General features: G+C 59.7%; 7 protein-coding genes and 1 pseudogene. 6 read left to right on the top strand and 2 right to left on the bottom strand.

All coding sequences use genetic code 11. From position 1 onward, the window contains the following. Positions 1-98 (top strand): annotated as a pseudogene (locus ACESMT_RS20775) (RidA family protein); the annotation flags it as partial. 233 nt (positions 99-331) lie between these two features. After that, the gene (locus ACESMT_RS20780) at positions 332-1291 is read left to right on the top strand and encodes a response regulator (RefSeq protein WP_372828491.1); all 960 of its coding nucleotides are present in this window, start codon (positions 332-334) and stop codon (positions 1289-1291) included. A gap of 82 nt (positions 1292-1373) precedes the next feature. On the opposite strand, the gene ACESMT_RS20785 is transcribed toward ACESMT_RS20780, so the two are convergent. Further along, a complete protein-coding gene (locus ACESMT_RS20785) occupies positions 1374-3467 on the bottom strand; it encodes a TolC family outer membrane protein (protein WP_372828492.1) in 2094 nt (697 codons plus the stop codon). Here ACESMT_RS20785 and ACESMT_RS20790 point away from each other — a divergent pair. The 3 genes from ACESMT_RS20790 to ACESMT_RS20800 all read left to right on the top strand — a co-directional run bounded on the left by ACESMT_RS20790 (position 3448) and on the right by ACESMT_RS20800 (position 6516). After that, positions 3448-3801, top strand: a complete 354-nt coding sequence (locus ACESMT_RS20790; protein ID WP_372828493.1) for a hypothetical protein — start codon at positions 3448-3450, stop codon at positions 3799-3801. The genes ACESMT_RS20785 and ACESMT_RS20790 overlap by 20 nt on opposite strands. Positions 3802-3931: 130 nt before the next feature. Beyond that, positions 3932-4561 carry a transglutaminase-like cysteine peptidase gene (locus tag ACESMT_RS20795; RefSeq protein WP_372828498.1) on the top strand — a complete coding sequence of 210 codons (630 nt, stop codon included), beginning with the start codon at positions 3932-3934 and terminating at the stop codon, positions 4559-4561. Positions 4562-4608: 47 nt separating this feature from the next. After that, positions 4609-6516 carry a LapD/MoxY N-terminal periplasmic domain-containing protein gene (locus ACESMT_RS20800; RefSeq protein WP_372828494.1) on the top strand — a complete coding sequence of 636 codons (1908 nt, stop codon included), beginning with the start codon at positions 4609-4611 and terminating at the stop codon, positions 6514-6516. Positions 6517-6586: 70 nt separating this feature from the next. Here the strand turns inward: ACESMT_RS20800 and ACESMT_RS20805 are convergent, their stop codons facing one another. Next, positions 6587-14815 (bottom strand): beta strand repeat-containing protein, encoded by an 8229-nt coding sequence (locus ACESMT_RS20805; RefSeq protein ID WP_372828495.1) that lies wholly within the window; start codon positions 14813-14815, stop codon positions 6587-6589. Between ACESMT_RS20805 and ACESMT_RS20810 the strand changes: the two genes are divergently transcribed. After that, on the top strand, positions 14814-15059 hold a 246-nt coding region (locus tag ACESMT_RS20810), incomplete at its 3' end, for a hypothetical protein (protein ID WP_372828497.1). The genes ACESMT_RS20805 and ACESMT_RS20810 overlap by 2 nt on opposite strands.

Genomic DNA, 15059 nt, shown 5'->3' on the forward strand with positions numbered 1-15059 from the left:
GCAAAAATTTCCCGGCCATGACCTGTGTGGAGGTCTCGGCCCTGGTCGAAGAGCGGGCGCGGATCGAAATTGAGGTCACAGCCGTTCTGCCAGACTGACACGGACTGCCCATTCCGCAGGCGTAGCTGCTCGCCATCGATCAGCCAGGCGATGAATTCGGGCGATTTCTGGCATAAGATGGTTTCCAGGTCTGGCAAAATTCCCTGACATTTCCCGACCACCCGGTGCCAGTCATTTGCCTGCGGGCAGCAACCGGCACCAGACCACTTGGAGATTCCTGTGCCCCACGTCAACCGCCCTGCGCGCTCCATGGCCATCAAGGCTTACTCCCATGGATGAGCCTGCGCCTGGCTTCAGACAAGCTACGCCCGAGCCCGAATTCGGGCTCGCCGAAGCCCAGCGGAGAATGCAGCAGCAGCTGATGACCGCCACTGGCGTGGCCCAAAGCGTATTTAACCTGGCCAGGCAGGAGCTGACCTGGAATACACGTGCCTATGACCTGTTTGGCGTGGCTCCGGTGGGCTCGCTCATCACCCTGGAGGTCGCCATGGGCCTGGTCTATCCCGACGATCTCGACATGCTGCTCAGCGCGCGCGAACAGTTGCGACAGGGACCGGGTGCCATCGAGCTTGACTACCGCATCATCCGGCCGGACGGCGAGTTGCTGGATGTTCACACCCTGTTGTTCTCCGAAGCCGATGCCCAGGGGAGACTGCTGCTGCTTGTTGAACTGATCCTGGACGTCACCGAGCGCAAACGCGTCGAAAACGCGTTGATCCAGTCCGCCCGGCTTTGCCGGGCGCTGGACAAGGTATCCACCGACGTTTACTGGGAGCAGACCAGCGACTTCAGCGACACATCCCCCGCGCCGCTGCTCCCCGAAAAAGCACCTGGCGAAGCAGTGCTGCGGAAAATGCGCGTGTTGTATGTGGAAGACAACATGTACAACCTGATGCTGTTCGACGACGTGATGCGCACGCGCGACGACGTGGAGATGCGCATGGCCCAAAACGGCGCCCAGGGGTTTGAAGTGGCCAGCGCATGGCAACCCGACGTGCTCGTCCTGGACGGCCGCCTGCCAGACACCCACGGCATTGACCTGCTCAAGCGCATGCGAGACATCCCCGGCCTTGAAGCAACTCCGGCGTTCATGTGTTCTGCCGATACCTTCCCCGAGCACAAAATACTGGCCGAGCAAGCCGGGTTCACCGGTTACTGGACCAAACCTGTCGATTTTGACAAGGTGTTTGACGAGCTCGACAGGGTGGCCGCCGCCGGCAACCTGCGCTGAGCAGCCTGCCTCAAGGCCGCAGCAATTGCTTCAGTGAATTTCAAACGCCGGTGCCAGTCCGGCTTTTTTCCTGGCGCGCCGGCTATTGGCCCGCTGACACGGGAGTTGCAGAACTCTCCCTGACAATCAACCAGCGATCACCCGACTTCACCCATTGCAGGGTTTTAGTGACAACGTCGCGGTAATTGGCTGACCTGTAGGTTTGCCTGAACACCATGGTCGCATTCGTCGCATCCGAAAGGCTAACCGTCAGGTCCGCTATCTCCACAGAAATGTCGGCCGCACGTGCCAGAGCCGCCTTGCGTCTTTCTTTCCAGGTCTCCCGGTCACCGCCGATGGAAGGCACAAAATTAGGTGCATAAAAACCCAGGTAAGCGTCCACATCGGACTTGGACCACGCGGCACGCCAGCTTTGCAGTGCCAGTCTCAACTCGGTGTAGTCAGCGTTATCCGGTGAGGACACCGGCGTAGGCGTAGGCGTAGGCGCTGGCGCTGGCGCTGGCGCTGGCGCTGGCAAGGGCACCAGCGTAGCGGGCGCGGGTACGGGCGACGCCGCTGGAGCAGCGAGCGCTGGCGCCGATACAGCGGGAGGCGACACCGGACGAGCAGGAGCAGTCCGGTTGGCCGGCCTGGCGGGCGGGGTCGAGACACCTTGCCCCGGTTTGGCCGCAGGGGCTGTCGGCACGGTTCCCGGCGCCACGGCGGGCTGAGGCGCCAATATTTCCAGCATGGCACGCTCCCGAGCATTGAGCAGCGCCGTCTGTTTCTGCAACTCGACAGACCGTTCAATCAGCGCAGCCTTGTCAACCGCGTACAGGGTCACAGGCTCTGTCGGGCAGCTCTGGGCCGCGTCTCCTGCCTCGTCCCATTGCTCCAGCCCGGGGACGGTACCTGCGTCTATCTTGGACAACTCCAGCGCTTCCAGCAAAGTGCCCACCCCGGCATGGGTCCGGGCATAGGAAATATTGAGATCCTGCTCGGCATTGGCTTCGGCCCGCCTGGCCTGGTAGAGCTCGTTTTCAGTGTCGAGCAAATCCAGCAGCGTCCTCTGCCCGATGTCAAACTGCAGGCGATAGGCATTTCTTGCTTTCTCGGCGGACACCTTGTTCTGGTTGAGGTAACCAATTTGCTCTTTGAGTTTTCGGACATCGTTGTGGGCAATCAGCAGCGTCTGCCGGATGTCGCGGCAGGTCTTGTCACGCAGGTCCTTGGTAACATTGAGCTGTTCGGCAAACTGGCGCTGCCTGGCCTGGTCGCTCAAGCCGTTAAACAGGTTCCAGCTCACCACCACTTCGGCCACATGGGTCTCGGAGTTGCCCGCAATGCCACTGAGGTTTTTGCCTTGATCTCGCCGCAGACGCAGGTCAAAGCGCGGTTGGTAAACACCGCTGCGCGACGCCAATGCCGAATTGGAAGCGCGAACATTTTCGATGGAGGCCCGCAAGGCCCCGTTACGCCGTAGCGCTGCCTGCACGGCAAGGGCTGGATCGGCCGGAATATTCAGCGTCAGCTGCGCGGGCAGGGGCATCTCCGCCGTTGGAACTTGCCCCACAATCCGCTGGAAGCGCGCGGTTGTGTCATGCAAATTGGCGGTTTCAGTCAGCAGGTTGGATTCGGCCAGGGCCAGACGGGCAGCGATCTGCTCAAGATCAACCCCGCGCGCCACCTTGGCCTTGACCCTGCGCTCGGTCTGGTCGAAGACCGACCGGTGCTGGACAAAGTTGTCCTCTGCCAAACGCACCAGTTCCCGGAACCGCAACACATCGTAATAGGCCCGCGCCACTTCGAGCGCGACACTTTCCGAGGTATCAAAAAATTCAAACAGACGCACCAGGCGGGCGTGGTCGAGCCGCTTGACCTCGTTGCGGGTGGCAAACCCGTCGTACAAAAGCTGGGTAATGGTCAGCGACGAAGATGTCCGGTCGTAGCGCGAGTTGGTCGCCGTGGTGTCGGTACGCCGCTCCGCGCCGGCGCCGGCCAAAAGGTCAACGCGAGGCAGAAGCGCGCCTGCGCCTGCGTCGCGCTCAAAACCAGCGGCCTTCAGGGTATGCCAGCGCGCCAGCACCTCGGGGTTGTTCAAGACGGCTTTTTGCGCGGCCTCCTTCAAGGTCAACGGTTTTTCCGTCTGCGCATCTGCGGAAGCAGGCACAACCAGCATGCAGACGCTGACCGCCATGGCAGCGCGGAAAAAAGAGGTAGCCATGGCCCGCACGGGGTGGGTCCCCGGAGCGCACTCACTCGGTGGTTCAACGCTGGGCTCGCCAAGCCAGCACAGCTTTTGTAACACGCTCATGCCAGTGACCGCTTCGCCGCTACACTGGCAAAAATGGTCCGCCTTTCCCGCGCGACAACAACCGGGTTCCGCAGAGCTGCAGTGTCAGGTGACTTTTCATGCATTGCTTATTACTTTTCTCGCAGCGCGCACGCCCGAATTCAAGGCTTTTGTACTGAAATTTCTGGGAATCGACGGTGAAAAATTGTTCGAAACCAGGTTAACAAATCGCGAATAGTTGCTGTTTTATATAGATATTTTCATCGTAACGCAGGTATTCCTTAAGTGCAATTAATATCCCGGCGAATCCCGCTGTTGGCGCAAAAACGACACACTTGAAACACCTCCAACGAGCCACGTTGATCGTCGTGTTGCTCATTCTCGGGGCGTTAAAGGTCGCCGCCGTAGACTTCGAGCGGATGCAAAACGTCCTGTCACAGCGCTTCGGCCCGGCTGCGGCTGGCCAGTTCCTCGATTGGCAGAAACTGCTGAAGGACAGCGCGGCGCAGACCGAGACTGCCCAGCTCAAGCAGGTGAACGACTTTTTCAACCGTCGCATCAGGTTTGGGAAAGAACAGGATATCTGGGGGCAGAGCGACTATTGGGCTACCCCCATGGAAACCCTGGGCCGGGGCGCCGGCGATTGCGAGGACTTCACCATTGCCAAATACTTCACCCTGCTTTTACTGGGCGTTCCCGAAGAAAAAATGCGCCTTGTCTATGTACAGGCTCGTCTTGGCGGCATGAACAGCAGCATCGTCCAGGCACACATGGTGCTGGCTTTTTACCCCACCCCGAACGCAGAACCCCTGATCCTCGACAACCTGATCAATGACATTCAACCTGGTTCACGCCGGCCGGACCTGCGACCCGTGTTCAGCTTCAATAGCCAGGGTCTCTGGCAAAGGACGTCCGGTGCGCGGGGCGCCGGGGGGCCAGGCAGCCTGTCGCGCTGGCAAGAATTCCTCAGGCGCGCCCGCGCTGAAGGTTTTGATTGAATCCATTCAGAAACCGCTATAACGAACTGTTGCCAGGGGAATTTTCCATGTCGATGTACCGCCAAATGTGGCTCGCAATCATTCTCAGCACCTTCCTGGCCTTGCTGGGCAGTCTGTTGGCGTCCACGCTGAATGCACGAAGTTATCTGTCGGAGCAGCTCAATGCTAAAAATACCGACAATGCGAGCGCTTTGGCCCTGGTCCTGAGCCAACAAAATGCCGACGCTGTCATGGTCGACTTGACCGTTGCGGCATTGTTTGACAGCGGGCAATATGAGCTCATACGTGTTGTTGACCCTCTTGGAAAAACCATTGTCGAGCGCGTGGCCCCGCCCCACACACACGCTGTTCCCTTGTGGTTTGTCCGCTCCCTGCCGCTGACCGTCCTGCCTGGCAAAGCGCAGATCAGCAACGGCTGGAATCAGCTGGGCACCGTGACCCTCGTCAGCACCAGCCATTTTGTTTATCCGTCTCTCTGGAAAGGCGTGTTGCAGTTGATGGTGGCGCTTGGCCTGTCTGGCCTGTTGGGCGGCTTCCTTGGGATGTTGATACTGCGCCGGCTGCGCGAACCCCTGCAAAGGGTGATTGCCCAGGCCAGCGCCATCAGCGAACGGCGGTTCGAGCTGATCGACGTGCCAGCGGTCCCGGAACTCAAGCAACTCGCAGTGGCCATGAACAGCATGGTCGCCCGCCTCAAGAACATGTTTGCCGAGGAGGCGCAGCGACTGGAGGTCCTGCGTGTCAGCGCCATTTACGACCCGCTCACCGGGCTGGCCAATCGGACCTTCTTTTTGGTCCAGTTGCTGGACTCGCTCGACAGTGAGGAGGCCACGGGCGCCACCCTGCTGCTGGTACGCATGGCCGATTTCTCCAGGCTCACCCAGCGTCTTGGGGCGCCGGCTGTCAATGAAATCGTGCAAACCTTCGCTGCGGTGCTTGGCGAGCATGCAACGCGCGTCAATGCGGTTGCAGCACGTATCGGCGATTCCGATTTTGCCCTGCTGCTACCGGGTCAGGCCGAAGCACGCGAGGTTGCCAGCAAGCTGCTGGCAGCCTTGATTGAGGCGTGCGCGCCCCTGACTGGCAGCGGTCCGACGGCTTACATCGGCACCGCGAAATTGCAGCCGGGTCACGATCTGAAAGCCCTGATGGCACAGGCCTCAGGCGCGTTGATAGCGGCTGAAGCAACACGCGGAGACACTATCCGCCAGGCCGCAGATCAGCACCCGGCCAGCGGTGAAGAAGACACCGCCCAGCTGATCAGGCTGGCCATTGAAGCCGGTCAGCTTCGCCTGCTGTCGCTTCCGGTACTTCACCTGGAAGGCAAGCTAACGCACAGGGAATGCGCGCTGGAAGTAATGCTAAGCGGCACAAGCGACTGGCAACCGACCCGGCACTTTCTGCAAATAGCCGAGGCCAGGCAGCTGACGCCGCTGCTGGATTTGGCCGCCATCGAGCTGGCGTTTGAGACATTGGGCGATGACCCGGGCCTGCCCGCTTTGGCCGTCAGACTGTCGGCACTTACCTTCACCGCAGAAAATTTCCGTCAGCGCTTCCTGGACCAGCTCAGAAAAACCCCCAGCCTGGCAGGCCGTTTGTGGCTGGAAGTGCCCGAAGCCGCGGCCATCGAAAACCTGGACAGCTTTCGGACCTTCGTCGCAGAAGTCCGTCAAGCAGGCAGCCGCGCGGGACTGACGCATTTTGGCGACCATGCCAGTCCCGCCGATCTGTTGCACGACCTCGGCCTGGATTTCGTCAAGGTCGATTCCAGCTTTATCCGGGGGCTACAGTTCAGCGCAGCCAATCAAATTTTTCTCAAAGGTCTGGCATCTGCTGCGCACAAAATGGGCATGCAGGTTTATGCACAAGACGTGATTGACCGCGCAGAGCTTGCCGCCCTGGAAGGGGCGGGCTTCGACGGCGCTTCCGGGCCCGCAGTCGAAGAGCCCGGCTGAGCGCACGCCGCAGAGGACTTGTTCGGCGCTTCCCCAAATCCTTACGCTTTTTCAGGGAGCGCCCAAGGCATCAGTCGGTGTTGAGTTTCCCCTTGGTCAACAAGTCCTGAATCACCTGCTGGTCCGTGGTGTACACACCGATCATGTCGACGCCAGACAGCACGATTTTCTGATCCGCCGCACCGAGTACCGTGCTCGAAGGTGATCCCACCGCATGCGGATCACTCGAGAAGCCGCCAGTCGTGCTGATGTGGACGATCGTATCGGCACCGGATTTTTCGAAATGCAGGAAGTTCGCGAGATTGTCCTGACCCAGAATTGTGCCGGCGCGCTCGCCCACCAGCAGATCCCTGAGGTCGAGCACGTCACCGCCAGCAGCGCGTGTCGCGGTTCCAAAGTCAGTGATCGTATCGACCGCCGGTGACCCTGCCGTGCCGCCATCACCGAGCTTCCACTGGAAGACGTCAGAGCCCAGGCCGCCGGTCAACGTGTCATTGCCCTGGCCCCCAATGATCAGATCCCGGCCGGCCCCACCATTGATCGTGTCGTTGCCCGCCCCGCCATCCAGCCGGTCGTCCCCTGAACCACCTGTGAGCACATCCGTACCGCCATTGCCGAAGGCAAAGTTGGAGGCCGTGGCGTTGAGGGTCGGCGTGTTGTTGGCGCCGGTGCCTTCGTAGGAGTTGCTGATGCTGACCAGGTTGAGAAATTGGTCTACAGAATGAACACCTTTGGTGGCACTGACATCGATCAACGCCGACTGCGTGGCAGTGACGCCAGTAACTGTCAACGGGCCAACGACATTCCATGACGAGATGTCGATGAGCTGGCCGACCCCGGTACTGGTGGCGGTGTTGCCACTCGCATCAGTGATCACCCACCCGGTCACCAATCCGGAAACGGTCAATGTGTCAAAAGCGCGCGCCGTGATGTCAAACCGGAAGGTCGAGCCGTCATTGGCGATGCCCGCGTCGTGGTGGTTGATTTCGGTCCCCCAAACCGACCTGACTTGCTCGTTGGTCAACACATTACTGTAAATCCGCAAATCGTCAATGCCGGCGTTGAGATATTTGTCGTTGTCTATCCTGCGAGAAAAATCAGAATTGACACCATTGGTGAAGCCAATACCGAACACGTTGGTAATCGTGCCCCCCAGGCCCGCTGCCGTCACAGTACTTTCAAGCACGCCATCCACCCACATCTGGGTCTGGCCGGTGGTCGCGTTACGGGTCATGGCGACAAAATGCCAGGTATTGTCAGAGATCGCCGTCGTACTTCTGGCGCCTGTCGTATCACCGACATTGAGCCCGATCTGACCGGCATTGTTAATCCAACCCCATTGCGCGTCGTTGACGGCACCATCTTGTTCCGAGCCAATCACGCTTGGGCGGTTCCACCCAATATCGCCACCTCCGAATTGTGCGGCATCGGTGGTCGCATTCTGAGTGGTCTTGATCCAGAACGTCACGGTTGCAGAACCCGTGATTGGATTCAGCTCGACCGGATCGACCGACAGCGCCGAGCCTTTGCCGTCGAACTGCAGCGCAGTCCCGGAGGTCGATGCGTGCCCGGCGATCCAGGTTGGCGGCGCGATACCGTTGGTCGTGTTGGCATCGGCCAAAGTGCCCAGAATATTCCGGTATTCATTCAAGGCAGGAATGCCAAAACCTTCGTCAAAAGTCCACTGCCCCACAGGCCTGACCTTCAGGATCGGCGCGCTGTCCAGATCGAGGATGGTTGCAGTTCCCACCGCCACCGAGTTGATGACCGGGCCAGACGACACCGTCGCCGTCAGGGTGAAGGTTTCAGAGCCTTCGATGCTGTTGTCAACCAAGGTTGGAGTGCGCACCAGAACGCTGGTTTTACCGGACGAGAGCACCATGCTGCCGGTGTAAGTCGACCAGGTTGTTCCGCCGTTGACCGAATACTGCAACCCAGGGCCAAAGTCGGCACTGGTCGTGGTTCCATTGGTCGTAGCCAGCGTCACGGTGACGTCGTTGCCAGTCTGCGCACCCAGACGGATGTCAAACATGGCGTAGTCGCCCTCGACGATGGTGGTGTTGTTGACCACCGCCATCAACGGCGGATCACCCGCCGACATGCCTTGCGGAAAGATGTGGAAGGTGAGCGTCTGCGAGCTGGTCGCCGTCGCGCTGTTGAGCGCTTCTGTGGAAGTCGCCGTCACACCCAGATCCACCCGACCGGAATAGTCCTCCGGGAACATGAGGTACGCCGCTCCAAGCGCTGCGTACGGAATCGAAACCTGCCCATTGACGGGGCTGTAAGTGGTGGTACCTGAAACGATGCGTGAGCCACCCGGCATATTGGTGATCGCAAGCGTTAGCGACTCCGACCCATCAAGATCTGTCAGGGCGGCAGCAATTTTTCCGGCCAGGGCAATCCGGGTCACTGTGCCGTAGTTTGCACTCAGGTAATTATTCTGAATGGCGCCCTGCGCTTCCACCAGCCGGATGTCGTCGAAGTAACCGCCAACGCCATTGCCGCTTTCGGGTGAGGTGGTACGGATGGTGATGGTGTGGTTGCCGGTGGTCGTGAACTCAAAGCCGGAACGCACGGACTGCCATACCAGGGCCGACTGCGCGGCGCTCGCGGTGTAGGTACCGATCACCACCTGATTGGCCGTGCCTGCGTCCACAATCACCTGGAATCCGGTGTTGGCTGTTGGCGCTGCATCGGCCGCGTAGTTCAGGCTCAACTGATAGATGTTGTTCAGGTCGGTAACGTTGATGGTACGGGTGATGCCCGGCGTTTGATAGTTCGGGTTGGCTGATGACACGCCATTGGCCGCGTTGTCCAGATGCAGGAAAACGCTCTGTGCATCTGCCCCCGTGGTGCTCCCCAGCATACCGGCTGCCGTGTAAAACGTGCTGTTGTTCGAGTTGAATATCTTGTCGCCATCCGCATTGAAGTAAAACTGGCTGACCTGCGTACCACCAGACGCTCCCACCGTATCGCCGGCCGCAAGGGCAGCCAGCGACCAGCCTTCGATGGCCGCTGTTCCTTTTGCGTGCGTGGCATTGTTGCTATCGTCCGCCGTTCCGGTTAGCGGGCCGACAGACTCCCAAGTAGTGTTGAACACCTGCGTGAGCGAGTTCACGACGCTCAGGCTTGGCGCATCGGCCACAGCCGTCACATTGAGGGTTGCCACTGTACTGGTGCTGGTGGCGCTCGAATTGTCGGTCGCAATGAAGTTGAAACTCGTGCTGCCTGCCCAGTTGGCCGTCGGTTTGAAATAAAGCGTCAAGCCGCCCGCAGTGGCGGTGTAGGCCACGCCAGTGGACACCGCCTGCGTCAGACCCGCATCGGTGTAGAGCGCACCGTTCGAAGGCGTTGTATTCAGCGTGAAGCTGGCGACGGTACCGTTGGGGTCCACTGCCGTTAGCGCAACCGCAATGCCGCCGACCGCGTCTTCGTTACCCGTCACGCTGGCAGCCGCAGCAACCGGATTGCCGGAGGTCGCCATGTTGATGGTCGTGTTGGCGACATTGCTCGTCAAAGCGCCATCCGTCACGCTGACGGTGAAGTTGCGTGCGGTCAGGCTGGCAGCGGTGCTTGCATTGGTGAACGTGATCGCAGTGAGCGCGGTCTGGTAGTTCGCCAGGCTGGACGAGCCAGAGAGCGTCACCACGTTGCTGTTCGCCCCACTGATGACGGCGGTAATACCCAGCCCCCCGGGAATGCCAGCAGTCGACAACACGTCCCCGGTCTGCCGGTTGGTCAGGGTAATGGTGGCACCGGTCAGATTGGCATTGTCTGCATCCGTGACCAGCACGTCTGTATCGGCAATCTTGACAGGTGTTGGCGCCGGTCCGGTACTGCGGATGAAGTAGGTGTTGTATCCGGTACCCGCAGCACTGGCGTCCAGATCCAGCACAGGTGCATCGTTCACCGCCGTCACGTTAATGGTCGAGGTGGCTACGGCGCTGTCGAGCAACCCGTCACTGACCACCACCGTGATGGAGCGGGGCGTGGTATTGGGGTTGTCCGACGAATTGGCGTATGTGATGGACCGCAAGGCCTCCATGTAATTGGCCACCGTGGCCGACCCCGACAAGGTCAGTATGTTGTTGTTGGAACCCGACAGTGTGTAGCTGATACCGGCCGGCAGAGCGCCTACCGCCAGCACGTCGCCCGCTTGCCAGTTGGTCAACGTCACTGTGGCGCTGGACAGGTTCACGTTGTCGTCAGTCAGCGTCTGGCTGGCACTGGTAATGGGGATGCCTGCACCGTTTTCGATGTAGGTCGCGGTGTACCCCGTGCCGGCAACGCCGCTGTCCAGATCGAGAACTGGCGCATCGTTGACCGGCGTGATATTCAAGGTCACGGTATCGACATCGGTCAGCACGCCTCCACTGCCGGTATTGCCGCCATCGCTTGTTGTCACAGTCAGCGTGACCGCACCGTTGGCGTTGAGTGCTGTGGTGTAGGTCACGGCGCTGGCGGCGATAAAGCTGTTGATCGCTGTCTGTGTGCCGGTGAGCACCAGGCTGCCTGTCCCTGAGCCGGACACAGCCACACCGCCACCCGCTGTCGCAGCCAGCGTACCGGCAGGCACACCAAGTGTGACGGTCATCGTACTGACGCTGGCGTCTACATCGCTGATGCTGATGCCAGTGATGACCGATGCCACATCTTCCGTCACCGCAATCGAGCCTGGCACCGTGTTGACCGGTGCGTCATTGACCGTGGTGACTGTCACATTCACCGTCGCGGTTTCTGTCACGCCACCACTTGTCACTGTGTAGGTAAAGCTGTCGCTGCCACTGTATTGCGCATTCGGGGTATAGGTCAGAACCCCGGCAGCGGTGTAACCCACCGTGCCATTGGCGCCTTGTGTTACCGCCGTAACAATCCGTCCAGCGTTTGCAAAACTGTCAGCAGTTGCGCCTCCGGTCCCCGTAATCGCGTTGAAGCTGAGAGGCGTGTCTTCGGCCGTGATCACAGTGTCATTGGTGATGTCGGCCACTGCTGCCAAGGTGATGGTGACGGTGTCGACATCGGTCAAAGCGCTACCGCCGACATTTCCGCCATCGTTGGTCGTCATGGTCAATACCGCAGCACCATTAAAGTCTGCCGTTGGCACGTAGGTCACTGCGCTCAATCGGGTGTTGATAGTGGCGACGGTGCCACTAAGGGTGACTGTGCTGCTGTTGTTGTTGGTAATCGTGGCGCCGGCGCCAGCCACGGTAATCGTCCCATTGGTCACCGTCAAAGTCACCGTCATGGTTCCGGTGTCGCCATCTGCCGCATCAGAAATCGACAAGCCAGTGATAGCGCGGCTGGTATCTTCCGTGCCGGCGAATGCTGAAGTCACCGTATTCACCGGTGCGTCGTTGACGGCGGTAACCGTGATGGTGCCCGCGGCTGTGCCGGTACTTCCCGAATTGTCGGTGGCAATAAACTGGAACGTTGGCACGCCGTCGTAATTTGCATCGGGCTTGAAGTACAGCGTCAGGCTCTGTGTCGCCTGTGGTGTCACGCTGATGGTTTGCGCGGTGGTGGTTATGGCCAGCGTCATTGCTGCATCGGTATAAAGCGTGCCGTTGGCGGGGAGCGTGCTAACCCTGAAACTATTGATAGTTCCGTCGGGGTCGCTGGCGCTCAAAGTGATCGGGATACCGCCCGCAGCATCCTCATCTCCGGTGGCAGTGGCCGCTATAGCGACCGGTGCGGCGGTGGAGGTGGAAAAACTAATGGTCGTATTCGCCACCGCGCTGGTCGATGCGCCATCTGTCACTGTCACGCCGACCACACGCTGGCCGTTATTGTTCGAACTGGTTACAAAAGTGATCGCGCTCAGCGCTGCCTCGTATTCGGCTACTGTGGCAGTGCCGGTCAGGGTCAATGTGCGCGCACCGGTGTTGTAGGTACCTGTGATATTTGCCGTATTGGTGAACGACAGCACATCTCCATTTCGACCTCCAGAGCTGAAAGATATGGTCGCGCCTGTCAGGTTTGCGTTGTCTACATCCGTCACCACCCGATCAAGATCTGCGATACGAACCGGTGTATCGAGATTCCTGAAATACGTGGTCGCGTAATTGATTCCGGTCGCGCTGCCGTCCAAGTCCACCACCGGAGCATCATTCACAGGATCAACATTAACCGTCGAGACGATGGAAAGTGCCGTCGTATTCACTCCGCCATTGGCGGTTCCGCCACTATCGACGAGTTGGGTCAGTGTGAATACCCTGTTTCCATCGGTCGGGTTATCTACACTGGTGTTTTGGTAGGTGATGCCATTGACCAGCGTTTGCGCCGCTGCATCGCTCAGCGCCGCGCCGCTCAACACCACCGTTGCCGTACCGGAAACAATGGTGATGTTGTAGGTCACGCCATTTGTGGCCGTGATGCCCGAAGTATTCGCGCCAAGGGTAATGGATGTTCCGTCCACCACGATCCGTTCATTGGCCCCGTCGATCAACCCACCCACGGTGAACGTAAGCCCTGTGATGGACTGAGTGGCCTCTCCGGCGCTTACTGCTGCACCGCTGAAAACCGATAAAGCGTTTGCCTGTGTGGATCCGGCTCCTTCGGTAAAGATCGGATTGGATACCGTCGCGCTCAATGTTGGCGCGTCATTGACTGCCGTGATGTTCAAGGTCACGGTATCCACATCGGTCAAGGTACCGCCCGCGCCGGCGTTGCCCAGGTCCGTCGTCGTAACCGTCAGTGTCACACTGCCGTTCGCATTCGCTGCAGTCAGATAGGTGACGTTGGATGCAGCGATAAAGGCATTGATGTTGGCTTGCGTGCCGGCCAGGGCCAGGCTGCCCGTGCCCGACCCAGTGACCGTGACACCACCACTGGCGGCGGCTGTCAAGGAGCCCGTCGGGGCGCTGAGGGTCACGCTGATGGTGCTGGACGCCGCATCCACATCATTGACGCTGATACCAGTAAGGACCGTAGCCACATCTTCGGTGACCGCTATCGAGGCAGGCACGGTGTTGACCGGGGCGTCGTTGAGCGCACTGACAGAAATACTGACGGTGTCAACGTCCGTCAATGCACCGCCGCCGACATTTCCGTTGTCGTTGGTGGTCATGGTCAGGGTGTCGGTGCCGTTGAAGTTGGCATTCGGCACATATGTAACGTTGGATGCGAGCGTGGCGTTGATCTGAGTCACGGTTCCGGTGAGAGTTGCCGTGTTGGTGCCGCTGTTGGTAATCGTGGCGCTGCCACCACTGACCACCATGGTGCCGTTGGCAACCGCCAGGGTGACGGTCATGCTTCCGGTGTTGCCGTCAGCCGCATCGGAAATGGCCAGGCCCGTGATGGCCTTGCTCGTATCCTCACTGGTGGTATGTGCAACCGGTACGGTGTTGACCGGTGCATCATTGACCGGCGTGATATTGATGGTGATGTTGTCCGTGTCTGTCAGTGCTCCGCCGCTGCCGGTGTTTCCACCGTCGTTGGTGCTCATGGTCATGACCACGCTGCCGTTGGCGTTGCCTGCTGTGGTGTAAACCACACCAGAAGCCGCAATGAAGCTGTTGATATTGGCTTGGGTACCCGACAACACGAGCGTTGTGCTGCCGGAACCCGAAACTGTGACGCTACTGCCGCTTGTCGCGGTGAAAGACCCAACCGGTACGCTCAGGGTCACGGTGATGATGCCTGACGCTACATCGACATCGCTGACGCTGATGCCAGTGATGGCCGTAGGCACGTCTTCAACCACTGTCAAAGAGGTATAGACGTTGACCGGGGCGTCGTTGACAGCCGTAATGGTTGTACTGACGGTAGCCGTCTCGTCAGCGCCGCCAGATGTGACCGTGTAGGTGAACGATGCCGCGCCGTTGTAGTTGAGTGTCGGCGTGAAGATCAACTGCCCGCTGGCGTTGAGCGCCACAGTACCATTTTCCACGGTCACCGATGCACCGCCGGCCGTGATGGCCAGACCATTGACCGCTGTAATCGCACGACCCGCGTTCTCGAAACTGTCATTGGCCAGAACGCTGATGGTGACTGGCGTATCTTCAGTCGTCGTGGCGGTATCGTTGGCGATATCCACCACTGGAGTCACTGAAATGGTGACTGTGTCCACATCGGTCAAGGCGCCGCCGCCTACATTGCCGTTGTCGTTCGTCGTCATCGTGAGCGTGGCGTTGCCGTGGAAGTCGAGCGTCGGCACATAGGTCACACTGGACGCAAGTGTTGCGTTGATTTGCGTAACGGTGCCTGTCAATGTCACGCTGTTGGTGCCGCTGTTGGTGATCGTGGCGGTTCCGCCGCTGACGGTCATCGTCCCGTTGGTCACAGCCAGCGTCACCGTCATGGATCCGGTGTTGCCGTCGGCTGCATCTGAAATCGACAAGCCGGTGATGGCTTTGCTCGTATCCTCGATCGTGGTTTGCGCGCCAGGCACCGTATTGGCCGGTGCGTCGTTCACCGCTGCCACCGTCACCGTGCTGGTCGCTACATTGCTCAGGTTGCTCAGCGACTGCCCGTCGTTGACCTGGAAGTTGATGCTGCGGCTTGCAGTCGTGGGGTTGTCGCTGTTGTTGAAGTACGTCACCGAC

Source organism: Polaromonas sp. (assembly GCF_041689105.1).
GTDB lineage: Bacteria > Pseudomonadota > Gammaproteobacteria > Burkholderiales > Burkholderiaceae_C > Polaromonas.

Coding starts and splice junctions, on each gene's coding strand:
- ACESMT_RS20780 (WP_372828491.1), top strand. CDS start 332: ATGGATGAGCCTGCGCCTGGCTTCAGACAAGCTACGCCCGAGCCCGAA.
- ACESMT_RS20790 (WP_372828493.1), top strand. CDS start 3,448: ATGCAGACGCTGACCGCCATGGCAGCGCGGAAAAAAGAGGTAGCCATG.
- ACESMT_RS20785 (WP_372828492.1), bottom strand. CDS start 3,467: ATGGCGGTCAGCGTCTGCATGCTGGTTGTGCCTGCTTCCGCAGATGCG.
- ACESMT_RS20800 (WP_372828494.1), top strand. CDS start 4,609: ATGTCGATGTACCGCCAAATGTGGCTCGCAATCATTCTCAGCACCTTC.
- ACESMT_RS20805 (WP_372828495.1), bottom strand. CDS start 14,815: ATGACGGTGACGCTGGCTGTGACCAACGGGACGATGACCGTCAGCGGC.